Source organism: Paraburkholderia sp. HD33-4 (genome assembly GCF_021390635.1).
GTDB lineage: Bacteria > Pseudomonadota > Gammaproteobacteria > Burkholderiales > Burkholderiaceae > Paraburkholderia.
Map to the genome: position 1 here is coordinate 2815554 of NZ_JAJEJS010000001.1, position 25748 is coordinate 2841301.

Annotated in this window: 17 protein-coding genes; 5 read left to right on the top strand and 12 right to left on the bottom strand. The window is 63.8% G+C overall.

All coding sequences use genetic code 11. From position 1 onward, the window contains the following. Positions 1-822 precede the first annotated feature (822 nt). Positions 823-1308: a DUF2147 domain-containing protein gene (locus L0U84_RS12485; RefSeq protein WP_233850245.1), complete on the top strand. Its 486-nt coding sequence runs from the start codon at positions 823-825 to the stop codon at positions 1306-1308. Between the two features lie 159 nt (positions 1309-1467). On the opposite strand, the gene L0U84_RS12490 is transcribed toward L0U84_RS12485, so the two are convergent. The 6 genes from L0U84_RS12490 to typA form a co-directional block, all read right to left on the bottom strand. After that, positions 1468-1926 (bottom strand): transposase, encoded by a 459-nt coding sequence (locus L0U84_RS12490; protein ID WP_233850247.1) that lies wholly within the window; start codon positions 1924-1926, stop codon positions 1468-1470. A 98-nt stretch (positions 1927-2024) separates the two neighbouring features. Further along, positions 2025-3122 (bottom strand): cell division protein ZapE, encoded by a 1098-nt coding sequence (gene zapE / locus L0U84_RS12495; RefSeq protein WP_233850248.1) that lies wholly within the window; start codon positions 3120-3122, stop codon positions 2025-2027. Between the two features lie 88 nt (positions 3123-3210). Beyond that, complete coding sequence (gene lpdA, locus L0U84_RS12500) at positions 3211-4641, bottom strand: dihydrolipoyl dehydrogenase (protein ID WP_233850249.1); 1431 nt, start codon at positions 4639-4641, stop codon at positions 3211-3213. Between the two features lie 137 nt (positions 4642-4778). Continuing rightward, positions 4779-6050 (bottom strand): 2-oxoglutarate dehydrogenase complex dihydrolipoyllysine-residue succinyltransferase, encoded by a 1272-nt coding sequence (odhB, locus tag L0U84_RS12505; RefSeq protein ID WP_233850250.1) that lies wholly within the window; start codon positions 6048-6050, stop codon positions 4779-4781. A gap of 142 nt (positions 6051-6192) precedes the next feature. Then, positions 6193-9054, bottom strand: a complete 2862-nt coding sequence (locus L0U84_RS12510; protein WP_233850251.1) for a 2-oxoglutarate dehydrogenase E1 component — start codon at positions 9052-9054, stop codon at positions 6193-6195. 403 nt (positions 9055-9457) lie between these two features. Next, complete coding sequence (gene typA, locus L0U84_RS12515) at positions 9458-11287, bottom strand: translational GTPase TypA (protein ID WP_233850252.1); 1830 nt, start codon at positions 11285-11287, stop codon at positions 9458-9460. A gap of 326 nt (positions 11288-11613) precedes the next feature. On the opposite strand from typA, the gene L0U84_RS12520 reads away from it, so the two are divergent. The 4 genes from L0U84_RS12520 to L0U84_RS12535 all read left to right on the top strand — a co-directional run bounded on the left by L0U84_RS12520 (position 11614) and on the right by L0U84_RS12535 (position 16624). Next, the gene (locus L0U84_RS12520; RefSeq protein WP_233850253.1) at positions 11614-12129 is read left to right on the top strand and encodes a MarR family winged helix-turn-helix transcriptional regulator; all 516 of its coding nucleotides are present in this window, start codon (positions 11614-11616) and stop codon (positions 12127-12129) included. Positions 12130-12181: 52 nt separating this feature from the next. Continuing rightward, positions 12182-13702, top strand: a complete 1521-nt coding sequence (locus L0U84_RS12525) for an efflux transporter outer membrane subunit (RefSeq protein ID WP_233850254.1) — start codon at positions 12182-12184, stop codon at positions 13700-13702. Positions 13703-13785: 83 nt separating this feature from the next. Further along, a complete protein-coding gene (locus tag L0U84_RS12530) occupies positions 13786-15027 on the top strand; it encodes an EmrA/EmrK family multidrug efflux transporter periplasmic adaptor subunit (RefSeq protein WP_233850256.1) in 1242 nt (413 codons plus the stop codon). 34 nt (positions 15028-15061) lie between these two features. Next, positions 15062-16624 carry a DHA2 family efflux MFS transporter permease subunit gene (locus L0U84_RS12535; protein ID WP_233850258.1) on the top strand — a complete coding sequence of 521 codons (1563 nt, stop codon included), beginning with the start codon at positions 15062-15064 and terminating at the stop codon, positions 16622-16624. Between the two features lie 125 nt (positions 16625-16749). On the opposite strand, the gene truB is transcribed toward L0U84_RS12535, so the two are convergent. From truB to rluB, 6 genes are all read right to left on the bottom strand, one after another. Continuing rightward, positions 16750-17685: a tRNA pseudouridine(55) synthase TruB gene (gene truB / locus L0U84_RS12540; RefSeq protein WP_233850260.1), complete on the bottom strand. Its 936-nt coding sequence runs from the start codon at positions 17683-17685 to the stop codon at positions 16750-16752. Positions 17686-17763: 78 nt separating this feature from the next. Next, the gene (rbfA, locus tag L0U84_RS12545; protein ID WP_008922231.1) at positions 17764-18129 is read right to left on the bottom strand and encodes a 30S ribosome-binding factor RbfA; all 366 of its coding nucleotides are present in this window, start codon (positions 18127-18129) and stop codon (positions 17764-17766) included. Between the two features lie 220 nt (positions 18130-18349). Further along, complete coding sequence (gene infB / locus L0U84_RS12550; RefSeq protein ID WP_233850262.1) at positions 18350-21271, bottom strand: translation initiation factor IF-2; 2922 nt, start codon at positions 21269-21271, stop codon at positions 18350-18352. Positions 21272-21365: 94 nt separating this feature from the next. Then, positions 21366-22841: a transcription termination factor NusA gene (gene nusA / locus L0U84_RS12555; protein WP_233850264.1), complete on the bottom strand. Its 1476-nt coding sequence runs from the start codon at positions 22839-22841 to the stop codon at positions 21366-21368. Then, positions 22838-23296 carry a ribosome maturation factor RimP gene (rimP, locus tag L0U84_RS12560; protein WP_006052964.1) on the bottom strand — a complete coding sequence of 153 codons (459 nt, stop codon included), beginning with the start codon at positions 23294-23296 and terminating at the stop codon, positions 22838-22840. The genes nusA and rimP overlap by 4 nt, the downstream gene beginning before the upstream one ends. A gap of 641 nt (positions 23297-23937) precedes the next feature. Then, a complete protein-coding gene (rluB, locus tag L0U84_RS12565; RefSeq protein ID WP_233850266.1) occupies positions 23938-25746 on the bottom strand; it encodes a 23S rRNA pseudouridine(2605) synthase RluB in 1809 nt (602 codons plus the stop codon). Between the last annotated feature and the right edge of the window lie 2 nt (positions 25747-25748).

The window sequence follows — 25748 nt, forward strand, 5'->3', positions numbered from 1 at the left end:
CCGAAGGGTGCGACAACGGCACGTATCTCGCGCCGCATGGGAGCGCGCCGATTGGTAGCAGGGCTCGCCAGCAATATCGCCGCTACGCATTTGCCGCGGCAATCCTGCCGACAGTCTCCACCCGCCCCTCATATGTGCAACGCGCGGCTATCAACGACAAGCTGAGTGGTTAGCTCTCCTATCGGTTGCTGCCGAGTGACTCACGCAGCGTAATCGGTACCGCGTCTGTCGATGCGTCGAGCAACGAGGTCCGCTCGCACAACGCGCAAGCCGGCGCGCAGATCGGCTTGCGCCCGCAACCTGGCGTGATGCAGTTGCAGGCTAACTGCACTGTCGTCGATCCGCGTCTGGTGCGGCGCGCGCATCAGCTGGGAGAGGTTCGAAGTCAACAGCCTGATCACGCACGGCTTCAGGTATCTGCGCTCGCTCGCGCCGCCTGTGTCGTTCGAGGTCGCGCGCGGCCGTCTGCACGCGGCTCGCGGTCGCGGTTGTCGTCGATCGCGGTCGGCTGCCGCGTTTCGGATGCGCGCTACTGCAGCCCCGATCTTTCCGCCGCGAAAGCGCTCGGCAATGAGCCGGTGGCGAGCGCATCGACGCGACGTTCTCCTGGCAGCTGAATTGACAAGCTTCCGATACGCCGCGGGCTGATTAGAAGCTCCACTATCAAACGGCGCGTGCACTTTCGCGTATTCTGCGCTGACGATGCAAACGGTTCGCCGCCGGCATCGTCCCGCATCGAAGGCCAGGCGCCGCACATCCGGCCTCGATGCCCATAATGCCGCGCGACCACGATCGCGCCGTCTCATATCAAGGAGGAAGGCAATGACACAATTCACCCAACGTGCTCGCGCGCTCGCGCTGCGCACTGCCTGTCACACTGCACTCGCCGGCGCCCTGCTCGCCAGCGCCGTGACCGCAATGGCACAGACCGAGACGCCGGTCGGCACGTGGCAAACCATCGACGATCACACGGGCCAACCCAAGGCACTCGTGCAGATCACACAAGACGGCAACGGCGAACTGAACGGCAAGGTTATCAAGGGTCTCGGCGCGAACGACCAGCCGGAACGCCGCTGCACCGCATGCACCGACGCGCGCAAGGATCAGCCGGTTCTCGGCATGACCATCATCAACAGCATGAAGAAGGATGGCGACGCTTGGGATCACGGCCAGATTCTCGATCCGGAAAACGGCAAGGTCTACAAGTGCAAGATGCATCTCGAAGATGGCGGCAACAAGCTCGTGGTGCGAGGCTATATTGGCGTTGCGCTACTCGGCCGCTCGCAGACATGGATACGGCAGCAATGAGGGTCGATGTGCGGCGTATGCGTGGCGCCTCGCACGTCGCTTGAAGGAGCGCATCACGCTGCAACGATGGCGCGCCCGGCATCGGGAGCTGCCATAAAAAAACGGCCGGCGATTACGAATCGCGCGGCCGTTTTCATTGTGGCAAGCTCTTTGTGATGGTCATGCCGCCTGCTTGAACGATGCAGCGTAAGCGAACGCCGACGCGGGCACCGACGTGGCAGGTGCCGGATTGTATACGGCGGGTGGAACACGAAACGCCGCGGGGGCGCGCGCTGTTGCGGCGCGCTTGTGCTGCGCGCTCGCATGCGTGCGCATACGCGCTTCCATCAATCTGCAGAGATCTTCACTCGCGGTGCCGAGCAGTTGCTCCGTGACACGCTTGAGTACACCCGATTCGTGCCACGACATGAAGCGACGATGACAGGTCTGATACGACGGATAGCGGCGCGGCATAGTGGACCAGGTGGAGCCGCTATACATGACCCAAAGCACGCCGTTGAGCACCGAGCGGGTATTGGCAAGCGGACGGCCACGCATTTCGGTACGAGGCCGGAGTTCGGGCAGCAGTGGCGCAACGCGCTGCCATTCTTCATCGGTGATTTCGCGATACGTATTCATGCTTCCTCCTTTGTCAGAACAACGACAAAAGATAGCTAGTCATCCGTGCGCGGCATATAAGACCACTCCGAATCCTGAAATGTGTCGTGCGTCGAGGCTCAGGTCAGCGACGTATCGACGATCCGGCGCGGCGTGTCGAGATACTCCTTCGACTGCATCTCGACGATGCGCGACACCGTACGCGTGAATTCGTTGGCCATCGGACCGTCGACGTACAACTGCTCCGGCGGCACCTCAGCCGATATCAGCAGCTTGACCTTGTGGTCGTAGAACACGTCGATCAGCCATGTGAAGCGGCGCGCTTCCGACGCCATGCGCACCGACATCTGCGGCACGTCCGACAGGATCACCGCGTGAAAGCGGGTCGCGAGTTCGAGGTAGTCGTTCTGCGAGCGCGGGCCGCCGCACAACGTGGCGAAGTCGAACCAGACGACGCCGTCCGCGCGGCGCAGCGCCTTCAGCTCGCGCTTCTCGATGTGCAGCAGCGGGCTTTCGTCGGGCACCGCGGCGAGGCGCGCGAAGGCGTCGCGCAGCGCCTTGCCGGCGGCAGCGTCCAGCGGCGTGTGATAGACCTCCACCTGCGCGAGAGTGCGCTGGCGGTAGTCGATCCCCGCGTCGACGTTGATCACGTCGAGCTTCTGCTTGATCAGCTCGATCGCCGGCAGCATGCGGTCGCGATGCAGGCCGTCCGGATACAGCGTATCCGGCGCGTAGTTGGACGTCATCACGAACTGCACGCCGCTCTCGAAGAGCTTGTCGAGCAGTCGATACAGAATCATCGCGTCGGCGATATCCGACACATGGAATTCGTCGAAACAGATCAGCCGATAGCGCTTCGCGATGCGGCGCGCGAGTTCGTCGAGCGGATCGGCCGTGCCTTTGAGTTCTTCGAGCTCGCGATGCACTTCGCGCATGAACTCGTGGAAATGCAGACGCGTTTTGCGATGCAACGGCACGATCATGTAGAAGCTGTCCATCAGGAAGCTCTTGCCGCGGCCCACGCCGCCCCACATGTACACGCCGCGCGGCAGATCCGGGTGAATGATCAGCTTCTTGAACGCGTTCGAGCGGCGCGACTTGTATGCGCTCCACTCTTCATAGCACCGCTGCAGGCGGTCGACCGCCGCACGCTGCGCCGGATCGGATTGATAACCGCGGGTCTGCAGTTCTTTTTCGTAGTATTCGGTGACGTTCATCGTGTTGCTGCAAAAAGAAAGGCGGGAGGGAGTGAACCCCGCCCGCCTTTGGTGATGCCAAGATTGCGTTTCGGTCAGGCGTGCGTGCTTACATGTTCAGTGCGCGCTTGTCGACGGCGAGTGCCGCTTCGCGCATGACTTCCGACAGCGACGGGTGCGGATGGCAGATACGGCCGATGTCTTCCGACGCCGCCTTGAATTCCATCGCCACCACGGCTTCCGCGATCAGGTCCGATGCGTTCGCCGAGATGATGTGCACGCCGAGCAGTTCGTCGGTCTTCGCGTCGGCGATCATCTTGACGAAACCGTCCGCCTTGTTGATACCGAGCGCGCGGCCGTTCGCCATGAACGGGAACTGGCCCGTCTTGATCTCGCGGCCTTCGGCCTTCAACTGCTGCTCGGTCTTGCCGACCCATGCGATTTCCGGCTCGGTGTAGATCACCCACGGAACGCAGTTGTAGTCGATGTGCGGCTTCTGGCCGTCGATCACTTCCGCGACCATCACGCCTTCGTCTTCGGCCTTGTGCGCGAGCATCGGGCCGCGCACCACGTCGCCGATCGCGTACACGTTCGGCACGGCCGTCGCGCAGTGGTCGTCCACGTCGATGAAGCCGCGCTCGTTGGCCTTCAGGCCGATCGCTTCGAGGCCGAGGTTGTCGGTGTTCGGCACGCGGCCGACCGACACGATCAGGCGGTCGGCTTCGAGCGTCTGCGCGTTGCCGTCCTTGTCCGTGTAGGCGATCGTCACGCCGTTCGCGCTCGTCTTCACTTCGCCGACCTTCACGCCGACGTGGATGTCGAGACCCTGCTTCTTGAACTGCTTGGCCGCTTCCTTCGACAGCGCCTGGTCAGCCGCGCCGAGGAATTCCGGCAGCGCTTCGAGCACGGTCACGTCGGCGCCCAGCCGGCGCCACACCGAACCGAGTTCCAGACCGATCACGCCCGCGCCGATCACGGCGAGCTTCTTCGGTGCCGTGTCGAACGAGAGTGCGCCTTCGTTGTCGGCGATCAGCTTGTTGTCGACCGGAATGCCCGGCAGATGACGCGCCTTCGAACCCGTCGCGATGATCACGTTCTTTGCCGTGACGACTTCGGTTTCGCCTTCGCCGCTCACTTCGATCTGCACGCCGGCGTCGGTCTTGCCGGTGAACTTGCCATGGCCCTTGAGCCACGTGATCTTGTTCTTGCGGAACAGGAATTCGATGCCCTTGGTCATCTTCTCGACGATGCCGTCCTTGCGGGACATCATCTTCGAGATATCGACCGTCACGTCGCCCACCGAGATACCGTGGTCGGCGAGGTGATGCGACGCGTTTTCAAACTCTTCCGACGACGCCAGCAGCGCCTTCGACGGAATGCAGCCGACGTTCAGGCAGGTGCCGCCGAGCTTCAGCGCGCCGGCCGGGTTCTTCCACTTTTCGATACATGCGACGGTCTTGCCGAGCTGCGCTGCGCGGATGGCGGCGATATAACCGCCAGGGCCTGCGCCGATCACGACGACGTCAAATTCTTTGGACATGACAATCCCTTTGATGGCGGAACGGCGCCGGGCCACCTGACGTGACGCGCGCCGTTCCTGTACTGCGAAATGCTAAAGACGTACTGACTAGATGGCGCCGGCTTGCGATTTCACAAGCCGGCGCGCTCCGAGGATGCTTACAGGTCGAGCAGCAGGCGAGCCGGATCTTCCAGCGCGTCCTTCATGGCGACCAGCGACAGCACCGCTTCGCGGCCGTCGATGATACGGTGGTCGTACGACAGCGCGAGGTAGTTCATCGGGCGGATCACGATCTGGCCGTTTTCGACCACAGCGCGTTCCTTGGTGGCGTGCACGCCGAGAATCGCGGACTGCGGCGGGTTGATGATCGGGGTCGACAGCATCGAGCCGAACACGCCGCCGTTCGAGATCGAGAACGTGCCGCCGGTCATTTCTTCGATCGACAGCTTGCCGTCCTTCGCCTTCTGGCCGAATTCGGCGATCTTCTTCTCGATGTCGGCGAGGCTCAGCTGATCCGCATTGCGCAGAATCGGCACCACCAGACCGCGCGGCGAACCGACAGCGATACCGATGTCGAAGTAGCCGTGATAGACGATGTCGTTACCGTCGATCGACGCGTTCACGAGCGGGAACTTCTTCAGCGCGTGAACCGCGGCCTTCACGAAGAACGACATGAAGCCGAGCTTCACGCCGTGTTCCTTCTCGAACCTGTCCTTGTACTTGTTGCGCAGATCCATGACCGGCGCCATGTTCACTTCGTTGAACGTCGTGAGGATGGCGTTGGTTTGCTGCGACTCGAGCAGACGCTCGGCGATACGCGCACGCAGACGCGACATCGGCACGCGCTGTTCCGGGCGGTCCTTCAGCCACTGGTCGGCCGATGCCGGAGCCTTGACGTCCGGCAGCGACGGCTTCGCAGCCTTCGGTGCGGCAGCCGGAGCCGGCGCAGCCTTGGCAGCCGGAGCGCCAGCGGCGAGCACGTCGCCCTTCGTGATGCGGCCGTCGCGGCCCGTGCCGGCGACGTCGCCAGCAGCCAGACCCTTCTCGGCCATCAGCTTGCCGGCAGCCGGCGAAGCAGCGGTGTTCGAGCCCGTTGCGGCAGCAGCCTGAGCAGCGGCCGGCGCGGCAGCCGCAGCCGCGACCGGGGCCGGCTTCACTTCGGCTTCGACAGCGGCGGCGCCTGCGGTGCCTTCGGTGTCGATCTTCGCGATCACCTGATCAGCCGTGACCGTGTCGCCATCGTTCGAGATGACTTGCGCGAGCACGCCTGCTGCCGGGGCCGGCACTTCGAGCACGACCTTGTCGGTCTCGATTTCGATGAGGATTTCGTCCTGAGCGACAGCCTCGCCGGGCTTCTTCTTCCACTGCAGCATGGTCGCTTCCGAGACCGACTCGGAGAGCTGGGGAACCTTGACTTCAACAATAGCCATTATGAGTATCCTGAATACGTATCGGGTGACGGCGCTTTTTCACGACCGCCTGCGAACCGTGAGCGCCGCGCCTGAACCTTGATGGGAAACGTTCGGCGCGGCGCGGGAGAGCGCGTTGCGCTCTCCCGGCTCGTCTGTTTCTTTATTTGGCGATCGACGCGCTCTTGAGGCGGCCGAAAGCGCCTTCGATCAGCGCCTTCTGCTGCTCGTAGTGCTTTGCGTAGTAGCCGACTGCAGGCGAAGCCGAAGCCGGACGGCCGCTGTACGCCAGCTTCTGCCCTTCCTTCATGCCTTCCTTCAGGTGGTGCTCGATGTAGAACCACGGGCCCTGATTCTGCGGCTCGTCCTGCACCCACACCACTTCGGTCGCGTTGTCGTACTTCTTCATTTCCGCTTCGAACTGCTTGTGCGCGAACGGATAGAGCTGTTCGATACGGATGATCGCTACGTCGTTCACCTTCGCTTCACGGCGATGCGCGACCAGATCGAAGTACACGCGGCCCGAGCAGGCGACTACGCGCTTGACCTTCTTCGCGTCGATGGCTTCGTCCACTTCGCCGATGACCGGCTGGAACGAACCCTTCGCGAGTTCCGACAGATCCGACACGGCTTCCTTGTGACGCAGCAGCGACTTCGGCGTGAAGACGATCAGCGGCTTGCGGAACAGGCGGATCATCTGGCGACGCAGCAGGTGGAAGACCTGCGCCGGCGTGGTCGGCTGAACGACCTGCATGTTGTGGTCTGCACACAGTTGCAGGAAACGCTCGATACGCGCCGACGAGTGCTCCGGACCCTGGCCTTCGTAGCCGTGCGGCAGCAGCATCGTCAGGCCCGACACGCGGCCCCACTTGACTTCGCCCGACGAGATGAACTGATCGATCACAACCTGCGCGCCGTTCACGAAGTCGCCGAACTGCGCTTCCCACGCGACGAACGTGTTCGGTTCAGCGGTCGAGTAACCGTATTCGAAGCCGAGCACCGCTTCTTCCGACAGCACCGAGTCGATCACCGTGAACTTCGCCTGACCTTCGGCGATGTTCTGCAGCGGCACGTAGGTGCCGTCGTTCCAGCGCTCGCGGTTCTGGTCGTGCAGCACTGCATGACGGTGCGTGAACGTGCCGCGACCCGAATCCTGACCGGTCAGGCGCACGGCATAACCGGATGCGACCAGCGAGGCGAACGCGAGGTGCTCGCCCATGCCCCAGTCGAGCTTCGCTTCGCCGCGGCCCATGGCGCGACGGTCGTTGATCACGCGCTCGACGAGCGGGTGAACCTTGAAGTTTTCCGGGACCGTGGTGATGCGCTCGGCGAGGCGCTTCAGTTCCGCGAGCGGCACGGCCGTGTCGGCCGCGTCGGTCCACTTGCGGTTCAGGAACGGCACCCAGTCCACCGCGTACTTGCTCTTGTAGTTCGAGAGCACCGGGTCGACCGTGTGATGGCCTTCGTCCATTGCCTTGCGGAACGCCTTGACGAATTCGTCGCCTTCGTCGGCCCTGATCACGCCCTGCTGCACGAGCTTTTCAGCGTACAGCGCGCGGGTGCCCGGGTGCTTCGAGATCGTCTTGTACATCAACGGCTGCGTGACCGCCGGCGTGTCCTGCTCGTTGTGGCCCAGCTTGCGGAAGCAGACGATGTCGACGACGACGTCCTTGTGGAACTGCATGCGGAAGTCGATCGCCATCTGGATGGCCAGCACGACCGCCTCAGGATCGTCACCGTTCACGTGCAGCACCGGCGCTTCGATCATCTTGACGACGTCCGAGCAGTACAACGTGGAGCGCGAGTCGCGCGGGTCCGACGTCGTGAAGCCGATCTGGTTGTTGATGACGATGTGCAGCGTGCCGTGCGTGCCGTAACCGCGCGTTTGCGCGAGGTTCAGCGTTTCCATCACGACGCCCTGGCCGGCGAAAGCCGCGTCGCCGTGGATCTGCACCGGCAGCACCTGGAGGCCGTCGTCGTCGCCGCGGCGGTCCATACGCGCCTTAGCCGAACCCTCGACCACCGGGTTGACGATTTCGAGGTGCGACGGGTTAAACGCGAGCGACAGGTGAACCGGGCCGCCTTCGGTCGCGACGTCCGACGAGAAGCCCTTGTGGTACTTGACGTCGCCAGCCGGCAGATCGTCGACGTGCTTGCCTTCGAATTCGGCGAACAGGTCAGCCGGCATCTTGCCGAGCGTGTTGACCAGTACGTTCAGACGGCCGCGGTGAGCCATCGCGATGACGATTTCCTGAACGCCGCGCAGACCGCCGTGACGCACGACTTCGTCCATCGCCGCGATGAAGCTCTCGCCGCCTTCGAGCGAGAAGCGCTTCTGGCCGACGTACTTGGTGTGCAGGAAACGCTCGAGGCCTTCGGCGGCCGTCAGGCGGTTCAGGATGTGCTTCTTCTTGTCGTTGCTGAAGCTCGGCGTCGAACGGATCGATTCGAGACGTTCCTTCCACCAGCGCTTCTGTTCCGGATCGCTGATGTACATGTACTCGGCGCCGATCGTGCCGCAGTACGTGTCGCGCAGGGCTTTGACGATCTCGCGCAGCGTCGCGCGCTCGAACCCGAAGTACAGATTCGTTGCGCTGAACTCCTGGTCCATGTCGGCTTCGGTGAAGTCGTAGAACGCGGGTTCAAGTTCGGGGATCGCGGGACGTTCGCGGCGCTTCAGAGGATCGAGATTGGCCCATTGCGAGCCGAGGAAGCGATATGCGCCGATGAGAGACTGGACGTAAACCTGTTTGCGGGCGGTGGCGAGATCTTCGCCGCCGGCCGTTGCGCGCGGCAGGAAGGCATTGGCCTTGGCGCGCTGGGCAAACGATTCGACGATCGGGCCGTGGGCCACGTCGTTGGCGTTGCTGCCATCCGATGCGGGCACGTTTTGCAACGCATCGAAATAGCTGCGCCAGGTCTCGGGCACTGACGCCGGATTATCGAGATACGCTTCGTACATTTCTTCAACGTACGGAGCATTGCCGCCGAACAGATAAGAGTTCGACTGGAATTGCTTCATCATTTTTACGCTCACCTTTCTTCGAGCTTCTCGAGAAATAGCGGGTTACAGAACCTTCCGCGACACGGCCTGACCGTTTAGCGGATTGCGCGAATCAAGTCTTGCTTGGAAGGACCTAAAACTTTGCACCCGGGAGCATAGCACAGAACGAATAGTCCAGATAGCGGACAGCACGCGCGCAAAGCCCGTAATGGCGGGCGTTTCGCGGGTGGTCGGGGTGCCTCTTCACAGCGTGCAACAGTGTTCTGTGGGAAATGAAGGAGTACGGCACATCGGTGTCCTCACGTGCACCGCCCCAGACAGCGGCAGACAGGATGCGGCGCGGCAAGTTTTGATGCGCCAAAAACAAGAAAGCCACCCGAAGGTGGCTTCCTTTTCCCGCTATCCGGACAGGCTCGAGTCCTGCTTACTCGCCGGCAACCTTGTTGCGGCTCGCGCTGCGGCGCTCGTGTTCCTTCAGGTAGCGCTTGCGCAGACGAATCGACTTCGGCGTGACTTCGACCAGTTCGTCGTCGTCGATGAATTCGACCGCGTATTCGAGCGACAGTTGAACCGGCGGCACGAGACGCACGGCTTCGTCGGTGCCGGACGCGCGCACGTTCGTGAGCTGCTTGCCCTTGATCGGGTTCACGACGAGGTCGTTGTCGCGGCTGTGGATGCCGATGATCATGCCTTCATACAGGGCTTCGCCCGGCGACACGAACATGCGGCCGCGATCCTGCAGCTTCCACAGTGCGTACGCGACTGCCGCGCCGTCGTCCTGCGAGATCAGCACGCCGTTGCGACGCTCGCCGACCGCGCCTTCCTTGACCGGCTGGTACGAATCGAACGTGTGGCTCATCAGACCCGTACCACGCGTGAGCGTGAGGAATTCCGACTGGAAGCCGATCAGACCACGCGCCGAAATACGGTACTCAAGACGCGTGCGGCCACGGCCGTCCGACGCCATGTCGAGCATTTCGCCCTTGCGACGGCCGAGCTCTTCCATCACGCCGCCCTGGTGCGTGTCTTCCATGTCGACCGTCAGGTTTTCGTACGGCTCGTGCTTCTCACCGTCGACTTCCTGCATCACGACGCGCGGACGCGACACGGCCAGCTCATAGCCTTCGCGACGCATGTTTTCGACCAGAATGGTCAGATGCAGCTCGCCGCGGCCTGCCACTTCGAAGGTGGTTTCGTCGCCGGTATCGCGCACGCGCAGCGCGACGTTGTGATTCAGTTCCTTCATCAGGCGGTCGCGAATCTGACGGCTGGTGACGAACTTGCCTTCGCGGCCCGCGAGCGGCGACGAGTTGACGAGGAAGTTCATCGTCAGCGTGGGTTCGTCGACGGTGATCATCGGCAGCGCTTCCGGCTGTTCCGGCGAGCAGATCGTCACGCCGATGCCAACTTCCTCGATACCGTTGATCAGCACGATGTCGCCCGCTTCAGCCGAGTCGACCTGCACGCGGTCGAGGCCCTTGAACGACAGCACCTGGTTGATCTTGCGATTGACGATTTCGCCTTCCGGACCCGAGCGCACCGCGACGGCCATGCCCGGCTTGATGCGACCGCGCGTGATACGGCCAATGCCGATACGGCCGACGTACGACGAGTAGTCGAGCGACGTGATCTGCAGTTGCAGCGGACCTTCCGGATCGGCCGGGCGCACCGGCACGTGCTGGAGGATCGCCTCGAACAGCGGACGCATGTCGCCGTCGCGCACGTCAGCCGTGAGACCGGCGTAGCCGTTCAGGCCCGATGCGTAGACGATCGGGAAGTCGAGCTGCTCTTCGCTCGCGCCGAGCTTGTCGAACAGGTCGAAGGTCTGGTTGATCACCCAGTCGACCCGCGCGCCCGGACGGTCAACCTTATTCACCACGACGATCGGCTTCAGCCCGAGCGCGAGCGCCTTCTTCGTGACGAAGCGGGTTTGCGGCATCGGGCCTTCCACCGCGTCGACGAGCAGCAGCACGGAGTCGACCATCGACAGCACGCGCTCCACTTCGCCGCCAAAGTCGGCGTGTCCCGGCGTGTCGACGATGTTGATGTGCGTGCCTTCGTACTCAACCGCGCAGTTCTTCGACAGGATCGTGATGCCGCGCTCTTTTTCGATGTCGTTCGAGTCCATCACGCGCTCAGCGATCTGCTGGTTCTCGCGGAACGTGGCGGTCTGACGGAGGAGCTGGTCGACGAGCGTGGTCTTGCCGTGGTCGACGTGAGCAATGATGGCGATGTTGCGTAGGGCGCGGGTCATAGGGAACCTGAAGACGGTTGAGTGCGCCGCTTGCTTATGCTGCTGGGTTGAAGAGCCGAACCACGACAACAAGCCCAAAGCGCACTTTTGGGAACCCAAAATTATAGCACGCGCCGATGAACCTTTCTGGTATTCACCGATAGACCGTACCCTCCCCGCGCCTTCACGAGTTACGCGAACCCCGTCTGGCCCCGCCCTACGTCAATCCGTACGGTTTGTTGCTTGAGCGCGAAATACTCCTTGCCTAAGCTGTATTAACGCTTGTCGCGTCAATCAACAGCCAGCTATACTAATGCCTAGTCAACCATTGCATTCGCACGAGAATCATGACGGAGCCGTCCAACGAACCCACGCCGGACATCAGCGAGTACCAGCTCGGCGAAAGCGTCGGTTATCTCATCTCGCGGGTGAAGTCGACGCTGTCGAACCTGGTCACGCAGCGCAGCATGGCCGAACTCGGCATCACCAGCCAGCAAGGCAGCATCCTCTTTATGGTGGCAAGCGGCAAATGCCTGCTCGCGGCCGAGTTGGCGCGTGAATACGGTATCGACGCAAGCGCCGTCACGCGCCTGATCGACCGTCTCGAAAAGCGCGGTCTGCTCACCCGGGTGCGCAGCAACGAAGACCGGCGCGTCGTGCGCCTCGCGTTGACGCCGGAAGGCCATGCGATCGCGGCCCGCATGCCGGCCATCTTCAATGGCGTGCTCGATAGCCTGCTGAACGGGTTCACCCCGGAGGAAGTGGGCTTCCTGAAAAGCATGCTGCGCCGCGTGCTCGTCAATTCCGGCGAACACACGGGACTTTCCCGCGATGCCGCAGGCCAGCCCGATAACAAATCGTAATAGCTTGCTTGCCGCGTCCACCAATACATTCCACTCAAAGAAGAGTCGAGCGATGAAATCCCTTTCCCTGTCCGCGCCCGCGCTGTCGAGCCGGGCCGCTGTCGCCGCCGCGGTGACGGCGCTCGCCCTCACGGGGTGCGCGAACTACTTCGGCGTCAAAAGCGATAAGCAGATTGCGTCGCCGACGCAGTACGAGTCGACGCAGAGTCTGCCCAACGAGGGTGGACAATGGCCATCGCTCGACTGGGCCAACCAGTTCGGCGACCCGCAACTGCCGAAGCTGATCGCCGAAGCGCTCGAAGGCAGCCCGTCGATCGCGCAGGCGCAGGCCCGGCTCGCGAAGGCTTCGTCGTATATCGAAAGCTCGCGCGCAGCGCTGTTCCCGAAGGTGGAAGCGAGCTATTCGTGGACCCGCGAGCTGTACTCGGCGAACGCCCTCTTCCCGCCTCCGTACGGCGGCACCTGGTATAGCGAGAACAACGTGCTCGCGAGCGCGTCGTGGGATCTCGACCTGTGGGGCAAGAACCGTCAGCGGCTCGGCCAGGCCGTGTCGCAGCAGAAAGCCGCCGAAGCCGACGTGCAGCAGGCGCGCGTGACGCTCGCCGCGTCGGTCGCGAGCACCTACAACCAGCTTGCGCAGCTGTATGCGTTCCGCGACATCGCCGCGCGTGAGATCGCAAACCGCCAGGACGTCGGCCGCATCACCAACGACCGCGTGACCGCCGGCCTCGACACCAATGTCGAGAAGCAAACCGCCGCCGGCAACGTGGCGACGAGCCAGTCGAACCTGACCGACCTCGACGGCCAGATCACCGTCGTGCGCTACCAGCTGGGCGCGCTGCTCGGTAAAGGCCCGGACCGCGGCCTGCAGATCGACAAGCCGGTGCTCACCGGCGGCGACGTGGTCGCGCTGCCGGACAACATCCCGGCCGACCTCGTGGCGCGCCGCGCCGACATCGTCGCCGCGCGCTGGCAGGTCGAAGCCGCGCTGCACGACGTGAAGGAAGCGAAGGCCGAGTTCTACCCGGACGTGAATCTCGCGGCCGGCTTCGGTTTCGACGCGTTCGGCTGGGGCCGTTTCCTGACCGCGTCGAGCCGTCAGATCCAGTTCGGCCCGGCAATCCATCTGCCGATCTTCGACGCCGGCGCGTTGCGCGCGCAGCTGAAGGGCCGCTACGCCGACTTCGAGGGCGACGTCGCGAACTACGACCAGACGCTGATCAACGCGCTGCAGGACGTGTCGACACAGGTGTCGTCGATCCGCTCGATCGACCGTCAGGAGGGCGACGCCCAGCGTGCGCTCGACGCGTCGAGCCAGGCGTACCAGCTCGCCGTGATCCGCTACAAGGCCGGCCTGTCGCCGCAGCTGCAGGTGCTCACCGCCGACGAGAACCGCCTTGCCGCCGAGCAGACGGTCACAGGTCTGCAGATGCGCCGCCGCAGTCTGCAGATCGGTCTGATCAAGGCACTGGGCGGCGGCTTCGACGCGACCCAGACCGGTCTCGTCGTGCCGACCGATGCCCCCGCATCGGCCAGCGCAGCGAACCACGCCACGAGCACTGCCGCGAACTGAGCGAGGCCGCCCGCGCCAACGCACACGCATACAGACGAACACCCGAATAAACGACGACGTTCAAAAGAACCCGGAGCACATCAATGAGCACCCCCCAGCAGCCCGCCACTCCACCGCAAGCGGCGAACAACGGCAAACGCAAGCGCATGATGACGTTGCTCGTCATCGTGATCCTGATTGCCGCGGTCGCGTACGGCCTGTACTACTTCCTCGTCGCTCGCTTCCATGAAGACACCGACGACGCCTACGTGAGCGGCAACGTCGTGCAGATCACGCCACAGGTCACCGGCACCGTGATCGCCGTCAATGCGGACGACACCCAGGTCGTCAGGGCCGGCGACCCGCTCGTCGTGCTCGACCCGGCCGACGCGCGCGTCGCGCTCGAACAGGCCGAGGCCAATCTCGCGCAGGTGGTGCGCCAGGTGCGCGGCCTGTTCGCCGACGACAGCCAGTATGAAGCGCGGGTCGCGGCAAGCCAGGCCGACCTGTCGCGCGCCCAGGACGACCTGAAGCGCCGTATGACGGTCGCGCAGACCGGCGCGGTATCGCAGGAAGAGATCTCGCACGCGCGCGATGCCGTAAAGAGCGCGCAGGCCGCGCTCGACGCCGCCAAACAGCAACTCGCGGCGAACCGCGCGCTGACCGCGAACACCACGATCGCCGATCACCCGAACGTGCAGGCCGCCGCCGCGAAGCTGCGCGACGCGTACCTGAACCACGCTCGCAATACGCTGCCCGCGCCGGTCACCGGCTATGTCGCGAAACGCTCGGTGCAAGTCGGCCAGCGCGTATCGCCGGGCACGCCGCTGATGGCGATCGTGCCGCTGCATGACGTGTGGGTCGACGCGAACTTCAAGGAAGTGCAACTGAAACACATGCGCATTGGCCAGCCGGTCGAACTGACCGCCGACGTCTACGGCTCGTCGGTGCCGTATCACGGCAAGGTAGTCGGCTTCTCGGCCGGCACCGGTTCGGCGTTCTCGCTGCTGCCCGCGCAAAATGCGACCGGCAACTGGATCAAGGTCGTGCAGCGTCTGCCGGTGCGTATTTCGCTCGATCCGCAAGAGCTCGAGAAGCATCCGCTGCGTATCGGTCTGTCGATGCAGGCTGACGTGAACATCAAGGACGACACCGGCGGCCAGCTCGGCCAGGCGCCGACCACGGCATACCAGACCAACGTCTTCGACAAGTACGGCGCGGAAGCCGACTCGGAAATCGCGCGCATCATCTCGGAAAATGCCGGCCCGAACGCGAACGGCGGCGCGCAGAAATCGAACGCGGCGAGCGCCGCGGCCGCGACGAAACCGGCTGCCCATAAGAGCTAAGGCTCCGCCCGACGATTCATAGAAGGCTCTTTTAATGGCTCAGGCTCAGGCGCAAGTCCCTCACCCGCCGCTCGAGGGCGCGCAACTGGTGATCGGCACCATCGCGGTGTCGCTCGCCGTGTTCATGAACGTGCTCGACACGTCGATCGCGAACGTGTCGATCCCGTCGATTTCCGGCGACCTCGGCGTATCGTCCGACCAGGGCACGTGGGTGATCACGTCGTTCGCGGTGGCCAACGCGATCTCGGTGCCGCTGACCGGCTGGCTCACCGACCGCATCGGCCAGGTGAGGCTGTTCATGGCGTCGATCGTGCTGTTCGTACTGTCGTCGTGGATGTGCGGACTCTCGCCGAACCTGCCGTTCCTGCTCGCGTCGCGCGTGCTGCAAGGCGCGGTGGCCGGCCCGATGATCCCGCTGTCGCAGACGCTGCTGCTCGCGAGCTATCCGCGCGCCAAGGCGCCGATGGCGCTATCGATGTGGGCGATGACCACGCTGATCGCTCCGGTTGCCGGTCCGATTCTCGGCGGCTGGATTTCCGACAACATCTCGTGGCCGTGGATTTTCTACGTCAATATTCCGGTCGGCGCGGTCGCGGCCGCCGCGACGTGGATGATCTTCCGTAACCGTGATTCGGTCATCAGGAAGGCGCCGATCGACGGCGTCGGCCTCGGTCTTCTGATCGTCTGGGTCGGCTCGCTTCAGGTCATGCTCGACAAGGGCAAGGACCTCGACTGGTTCTCGTCGACGACGATCGTCGTGCTCGCGCTCGTCGCCGTGATCGCGCTCGCGTTCTTCATCGTTTGGGAGCTGACGGCCGAGCATCCGGTGGTCGACCTGTCGCTGTTCAGCCGGCGTAATTTCACCGGCGGCACGATCGCCCTGTCGATCGGCTATGGCCTTTACTTCGGCAATCTCGTGCTGCTGCCGCTGTGGCTACAGACCGATATCGGTTACACGGCGACCGAAGCCGGACTCGTGATGGCACCCGTCGGTGTGTTCGCGATCCTGTTGTCGCCGCTGACCGGCAAGCTGCTGCCGCGCACCGATCCGCGCTATATCGCGACGCTGTCGTTCCTGATTTTCGCGCTGTGTTTCTGGATGCGCTCACGTTATACGACGGGCGTCGATACGTACTCGCTGATGCTGCCCACACTGATTCAGGGCATCGGCATGGCGGGCTTCTTCATTCCGCTCGTATCGATCACGCTGTCGGGCTTGCCGGGCCATCGGATTCCGGCGGCCTCGGGGCTGTCGAACTTCGTACGGATCATGTGCGGAGGTATCGGCACGTCGATCTTCCAGACCGCGTGGGATCACCGCACGATCATGCATCACGCGCAGCTGACCGAGCAGGCGAATGCTTACAACCCGGCGTTCGGTCAATCGATTCATCAGATGGGCGCGGCGGGTCTGGATCAGCAGCAGACCTATGGTCTCTTCAACACCATGGTCACGCAGCAGGCCGCGCAGCTCGGCGTGAACGATCTGTTCTTCATTTCGGCCGGTATTTTTGTCGCGCTGATCGCGCTGATCTGGATCACGCGGCCGGAACGGGCGGGTGGCGATGCAGGAGCGGCAGCGGCCGCGGCGCATTGAGCGCGAAGTTGGGCGGTGTTGCTTTGGTTCGACAACGCTGCACCAGATGGCATGAAAAAAGCGGGATCGCTCGATAGCGATCCCGCTTTTTTATTGTCCGCGCCGGGCTGGCAAAACGGCGACGTCTAGCTCTCCGTCGTGACGATCAGACGTTCGGGTGCAAGCACGCCTTCGCCCGGTTTCGCGACACCGAGAAGCCGCCCCTGCGGCGAGTACACCCTCACGCGCGGCGCATTCACCGCGTCGACGGCGATCGTCAACGTCGACAGCTTCAGCCGCTGGCCGTGCAGGAAGCGACGCGTGTCGTCGTCGTTAAGGCAGACCTGCGGGAACGTCGACAGCAACGCGTCGACCGGTTGCAGCCATGCGTCGCGTTCGGGCTGGGTTGCGTCGGCCAACGCGTCGAGCGTGACCGAATGCTCGAGCGTCAGCGCGCCGACGCCGGTGCGCCGCAGCGCGACCAGATGCGCGCCGCAGCCGAGCGCCTCGCCGATATCCTCGGCAAGCGTGCGCACGTAAGTGCCCTTGCTGCACGTCACGCGAAACGTCACATCCGGCAACGCGCACGCAAGCAGCTCGAGCGTGTGAATCGTCACCTGCCGCCCTTCCCGCTCGACCGTCTGTCCGGCGCGCGCGTATTCGTACAGCGGCTTGCCGTCGCGCTTGAGCGCCGAGTACATCGGCGGAATCTGGACGATCTCGCCGATGAATTTCGGCAAGACCGCCCGCACCGCCGCTTCGTCGCAGTTGACGGCGCGGATGTCGAACGCCTCGCCTTCGGCGTCGCCGGTCGTCGTGCGGATACCGAGGCGCATCGTCGCCTCGTAGGTCTTGTCGGCTTCGAGCAGATCTTGCGAAAACTTGGTGGCCTCGCCAAAACACAGCGGCAACAGGCCGGTTGCGAGCGGATCGAGCGTGCCGGTGTGGCCCGCCTTTTTCGCCAGATAGAGACGTTTCGCGCGGACCAGCGCGTCGTTGCTCGACAGGCCGAGCGGCTTGTCGAGCAGCAGGACGCCGTCGAGCGCGCGACGCGGCACGCGGGGGCGTTGAGGAGCGGTCATGTCGAGTGAGGCAGATCGTTCTGGAATTACGAAAGACGGCGCCGCGCGCTACAAGGAACGCCACAGCATGGCAGATGCTCAGTCGTCTTTCGCGCGCGTGGAATTTGCCTCGTCGATCAGGCGCGACATCTCGACGGCGCGCTCGATCGTCTTGTCGTAGTGGAAATGCAGCGTCGGCACCGTATGGATATGCAGGCGCTTGAACAGCAGATTGCGAAGGTGGCCGGCCGCGTGCGTCAGCGCTTCGAGCGTCTGCTGCGGGTCACCCGTCAGCGTCGTGAAGTAGACCTTCGCGTGTGCGTAGTCCGGCGTCAGCTCGACGCTCTGGAACGTGACGATGCCGATGCGCGGATCCTTGACCTCGCGCAGCAGCTCGGCCAGGTCGCGCTGGATCTGATCGGCAATCTGCACGTTGCGATTGGGAGTAGTACGTTTCTTAGGCATGGTGTTGTGTGCTCCGCTATGACGGATGCAAAAATTGGTTCGCGCGAGCCGTGTTTGTTATCCATTCGATACGACGGCGTCGCGATCGTCGCAACCTGTGAGGGCCGATTCACGACGAACGCGGCAACGAAGCCAGCTACAAACTCGACGCAGCGGGCTCAAAAACAACGGGCGGAGCGGGCGTCAAGCCCGTTCCGCCCGTTGTGCCGTACCGCGTAAATTACAGCGTACGCGCGACTTCGGTGACCTCGAAGACTTCGAACTGATCGCCTTCGACGATGTCGTTGAAGTTCTTGATCGACATACCGCACTCGAAGCCCTGACGGACTTCCTTCACGTCGTCCTTGAAGCGTTTGAGCGAATCGAGTTCGCCCGTGAAGATGACGACGTTGTTGCGCAGCACGCGCACCGACGACGAGCGCTTGACGAAACCGTCCGTGACCATACAACCGGCCACCGAGCCGACCTTCGGCACCTTGAAGACCTGGCGCACTTCGACCGTGCCCGTCACGACTTCGCGCTTCTCCGGCGCAAGCATGCCCGACATCGCCGCCTTCACGTCATCCACGGCGTCGTAGATGATGTTGTAGTAGCGGATATCGACGCCATTGGCTTCCGCGAGCTTGCGAGCCTGCGCATCCGCGCGGGTGTTGAAGCCGATGATGACAGCCTTCGACGCCGTCGCGAGGTTGACGTCCGACTCGCTGATGCCGCCGACAGCGCCGTGCACGATCTGCACGCGCACTTCGTCGGTGGAGAGCTTCTGCAGCGACTGCACCAGCGCTTCCTGCGAACCCTGCACGTCGGCCTTGACGATGAGCGGCATGTACTGCACTTCGCCTTCGCCCATCTGCTCGAGCATGGTCTCGAGCTTCGCGGCCTGCTGCTTCGCGAGCTTGACGTCGCGGAACTTGCCCTGACGGAACAGGGCAACCTCACGCGCCTTGCGCTCGTCCGGCATCACGATCACTTCTTCGCCAGCCTGCGGCACTTCCGACAGACCCTGGATTTCGACCGGGATCGACGGGCCAGCGGACTTGGTCGGCTTGCCGGTTTCGTCGAGCATTGCACGCACGCGACCGTAGGCGCTGCCTGCCAGCACGACGTCACCCCGATTGAGCGTACCCGACTGGACGAGGATCGTTGCAACCGGACCCTTACCCTTGTCGAGCTTCGCTTCGATCACGAGGCCCTTGGCAGGCGATTCGACCGGCGCCTTCAACTCCAGCACTTCGGCCTGCAGCAGCACGTTTTCGAGCAGATCGTCGATGCCCGCGCCGGTCTTCGCCGACACCGGCACGAACGGCGAATCGCCGCCGTACTCTTCCGGCACGACGCCTTCGGCGACGAGTTCCTGCTTCACGCGCTCCGGATTCGCATCCGGCTTATCGATCTTGTTGATCGCGACGACGAGCGGCACGCCGCCGGCCTTTGCGTGGGAAATCGCTTCCTTCGTCTGCGGCATCACGCCGTCGTCGGCGGCGACCACCAGAATCACGATGTCGGTTGCCTTCGCACCGCGGGCACGCATGGCCGTAAAGGCTTCGTGACCCGGCGTATCGAGGAAGGTGATCACGCCACGCGGCGTTTCGACGTGGTAAGCGCCGATATGCTGCGTAATGCCGCCCGCTTCGCCCGCGGCGACCTTCGCGCGGCGGACGTAGTCGAGCAGCGAGGTCTTGCCGTGGTCGACGTGACCCATGACGGTGACGACCGGCGGACGCGGCAGCGCTTCGGCGTCGGATACTTCGCCCTCGACCAGCATCGCTTCAGGATCGTCCAGCTTCGCTGCAACCGCACGGTGGCCCAGTTCCTCGACGATGATCATCGCCGTTTCCTGGTCCAGCATCTGGTTGATCGTGACCATCTGGCCGAGCTTCATCATCACCTTGATGACTTCCGAAGCCTTCACCGCCATCTTGTGCGCGAGATCCGCCACCGTGATGGTTTCCGGCACGTGCACTTCACGCACGATCGGTTCGGTCGGCGCCTGGAACGTGGTGGCCTGTTCCTGATGCTTGCCACGACCCTTCGGACCACCACGCCAGCCGCGGTCGACACCGCCGCTCGAATCGCCGCGCGTCTTGATGCCACGGCGCTTCGCTGCGTCGTCCTGCCAGCCGGCCTTACCGCCGCCCGGCTTCTTCTTGTCTCCCGCAGACGGTGCGCTTGCGGGCGCCGGAGCCGCGGCGGTTGCCGGCTTTCTGGCAGCCGGCCGTGCCGGTGCTTCGCCAGCCGGACGCGCCGGCTTGTGCAGCGTGCCCTTGGCTTCGGCCGCCTTGGCCGGCTCGGCGGGCTTCGGTGCCGGTTCCGGCGCCTTCACCTGCGCCTTGCGCGGCGTGTTCATCATTTCGCGAATCGCACGCGCCTCAGCTTCGGCCGCCGCACGGCGCTTGGCGATTTCTTCCTGTTCGGCGCGCGCCTTTTCGGCAGCCACACGCGCAGCGTCTTCCGCTTTCTTCGCGGCTTCGCGCTGCGCGGCGCGTTCCGCTGCCGCGCGTTCGTCGTCCTGCTCGCTTGACTTCGCAGCAGCCGGTGCGGCAGCTTGCGCCGCCGCCTGCTGGGCCTTCTCGCGAGCCGCCGCCTCGGCCGCAGCCGCTGCGCGCTTTTTCGCTTCATCTTCAGCACGCTGACGCTCGGCTTCCGCAGCCTGCTCGCGTGCCTGACGCTCGGCCTCTTCTCGCTCGAGTTGCTCCTGGCGCGCCTTCAGCTCCTGTGCCTGCTTTTCGAGCAGCTCAGCTTCGTGACGTGCTTCTTCCTCACGACGCTGCAGTTCGAGATCTTCGGCGTCCGCGTTTTCGGCCACATGATTCGATGCATCCCCGCCTTCCCCGACGGCCTCGTCGCGGCGGACGAACGTGCGCTTCTTGCGCACCTCGACCTGAATGGTGCGAGCTTTGCCCGTCGCATCGGACTGCTTGATTTCCGACGTATGCCGGCGCGTCAGCGTGATCTTGCGCTTGTCGGCATCGTTCGAGCCATGCGACTTGCGCAAGTGATCGAGCAGACGCGCCTTGTCCGCCTCGGACAGGTTGTCGTCTTCGCTCGCTTTCTGGACGCCCGCTGCCTGCAGCTGCTCGAGCAGCACGCCAGCAGGCATTTTCAGTTCCGCGGCAAATTGGGCTACGTTGTTACTCGCCATTCATTCCTCTTAATGCAAGGACCGATTCCTTGCGGTTAGCATCGGGTCATGCGGCCTCGCGGCCGCGTTCAATTCAGTGCGCCATGGTCATTTCTCACTGGAACCAGTGTTCACGTGCTTTCATGATCAACGCCTTAGCGGCATCCTCTTCCACTCCGGTCATCTCGACCAGCTCATCCACGGCCAGCTCGGCGAGTTCGTCGCGCGTCTGGATCTGATGTTCGGCCAGTTTCGAGAGCAGGTCGGCGTCCATGCCGTCCAGGCTCTTCAGGTCGAGCGCTACATTTTCGACCTTTTCTTCGTTCGCGATCGCCATCGTCAACAGCGCGTCGCGCGAGCGGTTGCGCAGTTCGTGAACGGTGTCTTCGTCGAATGCCTCGATTTCGAGCATTTCGTTGAGCGGCACGTAGGCGATCTCTTCGAGGCTCGTAAAGCCTTCGTCGATCAGGATGTCGGCGACTTCCTCGTCGACATCGAGACGCGCCATGAACAGGTCGCGCAGGACACCGCGCTCCTGATTCTGCTTCTGCGCAGATTCGTCCGGCGTCATGATGTTGATCTGCCAGCCGGTGAGCTCGCTGGCAAGCCGCACGTTCTGGCCGCTGCGGCCGATCGCGACCGCGAGTTCGTTCTCGTCGACGACGACGTCCATCGAATGCTTTTCTTCATCGACGACGATCGACTGCACGGCTGCCGGCGCGAGCGCGCCGATCACGAACTGGGCGGGGTCTTCTGACCATAGCACGATGTCGACGTTTTCGCCACCGAGCTCATTACGCACTGCCTGCACGCGCGAGCCGCGGATACCGACGCAAGTGCCGATCGGATCGATGCGCTTGTCATAAGCGACCACGCCGATCTTTGCACGCACGCCCGGGTCGCGAGCCGCCGCCTTGATCTCGAGCAGGCCCTGCTCGATTTCTGGCACTTCCATCTCGAACAGCTTCATCAAGAATTCCGGCGCCGTACGCGACAACTCGATCTGCGGACCACGCGCGGTGCGATCGACCTTCGCGATGTAGGCGCGCACGCGGTCACCGACGCGCAGGTTTTCCTTCGGAATCAGCTGGTCGCGGCGCAGCAGCGCTTCGACGCGCCCCGATTCGACGATGAAGTTGCCCTTGTCGAGGCGCTTCACCGAGCCGGTCATGATGTGTTCGCCGCGCTCGAGGAAGTCGTTCAGGATCTGCTCGCGCTCAGCGTCGCGCACCTTCTGCAGGATCACCTGCTTGGCGGCCTGCGCGCCGATACGGCCGAATTCGATCGAAGGCACGGGCTCCTCGATGAACTCGTCGAGCTGGATATTGGGCTGCTGCTCGCGGGCCTCGAACAGCAGGATTTCCTGATCCGGCTCCTGCAAACCAGCTTCGTCCGGCACCACCTTCCAGCGGCGAAACGTTTCGTGCTCACCGCTTTCACGGTCGATGTGGACGCGGATATCCGCATCTTCTTCGAAGAGTTTCTTGGAGGCCGAAGCGAGAGCCGCTTCGAGCGCGGCAAATACCACGTCCTTGTCGACATTCTTCTCGCGTGCCAGCGCATCCACCAGCATCAACACTTCGCGACTCATTGTTTGCGGCTCCTAAAGTCAACTTTCGGAACAAGGCGCGCCTTGTCCATGTCCGCGAGCGTGAAATCGAGCATCGCGGCGCCTTCTTTTCCTTCAAATTCCAGACCGATCGTCTCGCCCTGCGGGGCATGCAAGATACCCCGGTACGATTTCCGACCGTCCAATGGCTTTTTCAGTGTGATAACCGCTTCGCTGCCCGCGAAACGTTCAAAATCCGCCAGTTTTTTCAGCGGGCGGTCGAGACCGGGCGACGACACTTCGAGCCGCTCGTAATCGATATTTTCGACCGTCAGAACGTGCTGGAGCTGACGCGTGACTTTCTCGCAGTCTTCGATTGCGATGCCGGCCGGCTGGTCGATATAGATACACAACATGCCGCGCCCGGTGCGCTCGAGATCGACGAGCTCGTAGCCGAGTCCCACGACCGTGGTTTCAATCAGTTCCGTCAGTTGCACAGTGCCCTCTTAGATGTTCGCGCAGCGAGCCTCGCCTCTTCTGCAAACAACCAATGCGGGCCGCGCGCCAAGCCGGCGCACGTTGGTGCGAACCCGAGATGCCGAACCACGATGAACTGAGCGGCAAAAAAAAATGGGCTGAACGCCCATCATCTTATTGCCGGTGGTCGCACCTGAGCCGCACATGAAACCGTACGCCCAGCGACTTCGCGATTGTAGCCATTTTTCGGCCCAAACGCAATCCGCAGAACGCCGGGCGATGCGCATTTCCGCTTGATTTGATAGGAATCTTTCGACAATGTGGCGGCAAATCCGGGCGTTTGCAAGGTCGCCCAGGCGATCCAAAAAGGGAGCCGGACGGCTACATCGACACTTTGCGGCGAACCGTCGTTTTACTTTTCGGCGCGGCTTCGCACGGTGTTTGACGCGTCGGAAGGCCGCTCGAACGCGGCAAACGCGAGGTGGCACAAGCCATCAAAAACGATCAACGGCTCGCCCGGCAAGCGCTCGGCATTGATGATGCGCGTCGCGATTGCTGAACGAGCCGTCTGGTGCGACCGCTAGCCTGGCAGGTCATGCTAACTACACAAAAGGGTATGACCGGTCAACGGCCGCCCGTCAAACCCGGTGCACCACCCCGCTCAACGGCCACGCGAACGACCGCGCGCCGAACCGCCGCCACGATTCGCACCGCCCGGACCCGTGTTACCGCCGGCACGGTTGGCGTTGCCGCCACGATTGCCGCCCGGCCCCCGATTACCGCCGCCGGTGCCTGCCGGCGCGCCGGCACGCTTGCCACCAGTGCGAGCACGGTTACCGGTGGGCGACGGCGCACGATTGCCGTCTACGTCGCGGCCGCGCTGGCCCCCGCTGCCACGATTGCCCACGCCGGCACCGAAACCAGTGCCGCTCCCCATGCCCGCCCCGAAGCCGCCGCCCGCCCCGCCGCGGCGGCCCTGTCCCCGCGGTTGCTGCTCGAAGCGACTGTGCGACATCAGCACCGGCTCGCGGTTGATAAAGCCCATCGACGTCTGCATCGGATCCGGCTGACGACGCTCCGGTGCCGCATTGCGGCTGCCGCGCTCCTCGGTCGGCGCCTTCAAACCGACCGATGCCATCAGCGCGCGCACCTCATTGTCCTCGAGCTCTTCCCAGCGGCCACGTTTCAGACCACGCGGCAGCGAGATCGGGCCGTGGCGCGTGCGAATCAGCCGGCTGACCATCAGGCCCGCCGCTTCGAACATGCGGCGCACTTCGCGATTCCGCCCTTCGGCGAGCGCGACGTGGTACCAGTGATTGGTGCCTTCGCCGCCGCCGTCGCGGATACGCAGGAAGTTCGCCGGACCGTCCTCGAGTTCGACGCCATGCAAGAGCTTCTGACGCATACCCTCGGCGAGTTCGCCGACGACGCGCACCGCGTATTCGCGCTCGACGCTATAACGCGGATGCATGAAGCGGTTCGCGAGATCGCCCGAGGTGGTCAGCATCAGCAGACCTTCGGTGTTGAAGTCGAGACGGCCGACCGCGAGCCACTTGGCGGTTTTCATCGGCGGCAGCTTGTCGAACACCGACGGACGACCTTCCGGGTCCGCGTGACTGACGATCTCGCCTGTCGGCTTGTGGTACAGCAGCACGCGCGGCGGCTTGCTGGCGAGCTTGCGCTTGACCGGCTTGCCATTGATGCGGACCTGGTCGGTCGGCATGATGCGCTGGCCGATGTGCGCCGGTTCGCCGTTCACCGACACGCGGCCGGCGATGATCAGCTCTTCCATGTCGCGGCGTGAGCCCATGCCCGCCTCGGCAAGCACCTTGTGCAGTTTCGGCGCGTCGTCATCGGGCGACAGCACGCGCTTCGGGCCCGCTGCCTTGCCACGGCGCAGCATCGGCGCGCGTACGCCGCCGGTCGTGGTGTTGTCGGCGTCGAATGCTGGCGACGTCACGTATGAGAACAGATCGTCCTGAGCCGACTCCGGGGCCGGGGCCGGGGCTGCGGCCGCATCGGCGCCGCGACGGTTCTGGCGCTGGCCCTCACGTTGACCTTCGCGCTGGCCTTCGCGCGGCTGGCGCTCGCGTTGGCCTTCGCGTGATGCACCCTCGCGCTTCACACCGCCTGCATTGCGACGCCCGCCCTGTTTCGCGCCCGCGTCCTTGCGCGGTGCGCGCACCTGGCCGACCACCTCGCCGTCCGGCGGGGTTTCGGCGACCACCGGCGCGCCTTGCTCGGGCGTGCCTTCGGCTGCCTTCGTCTTCGCGCCGGCTCGGCGTCGCGCGATCAGGCTGCGCGGCCCGCGACGCAGACCGCGACGGGGGCGCTCTTCGCCCTCTGCTTCAGCGCCGTGAGCCGGGCGCTCGCCCTCGCCTGCCGACGCTTGCGTAGTGCGTTCGTCGGTCCGCGCCGACGGCACGGGGCGCTCGGATTCGGACGAATCGGTGTCGTGGGTATGTGTCAAAA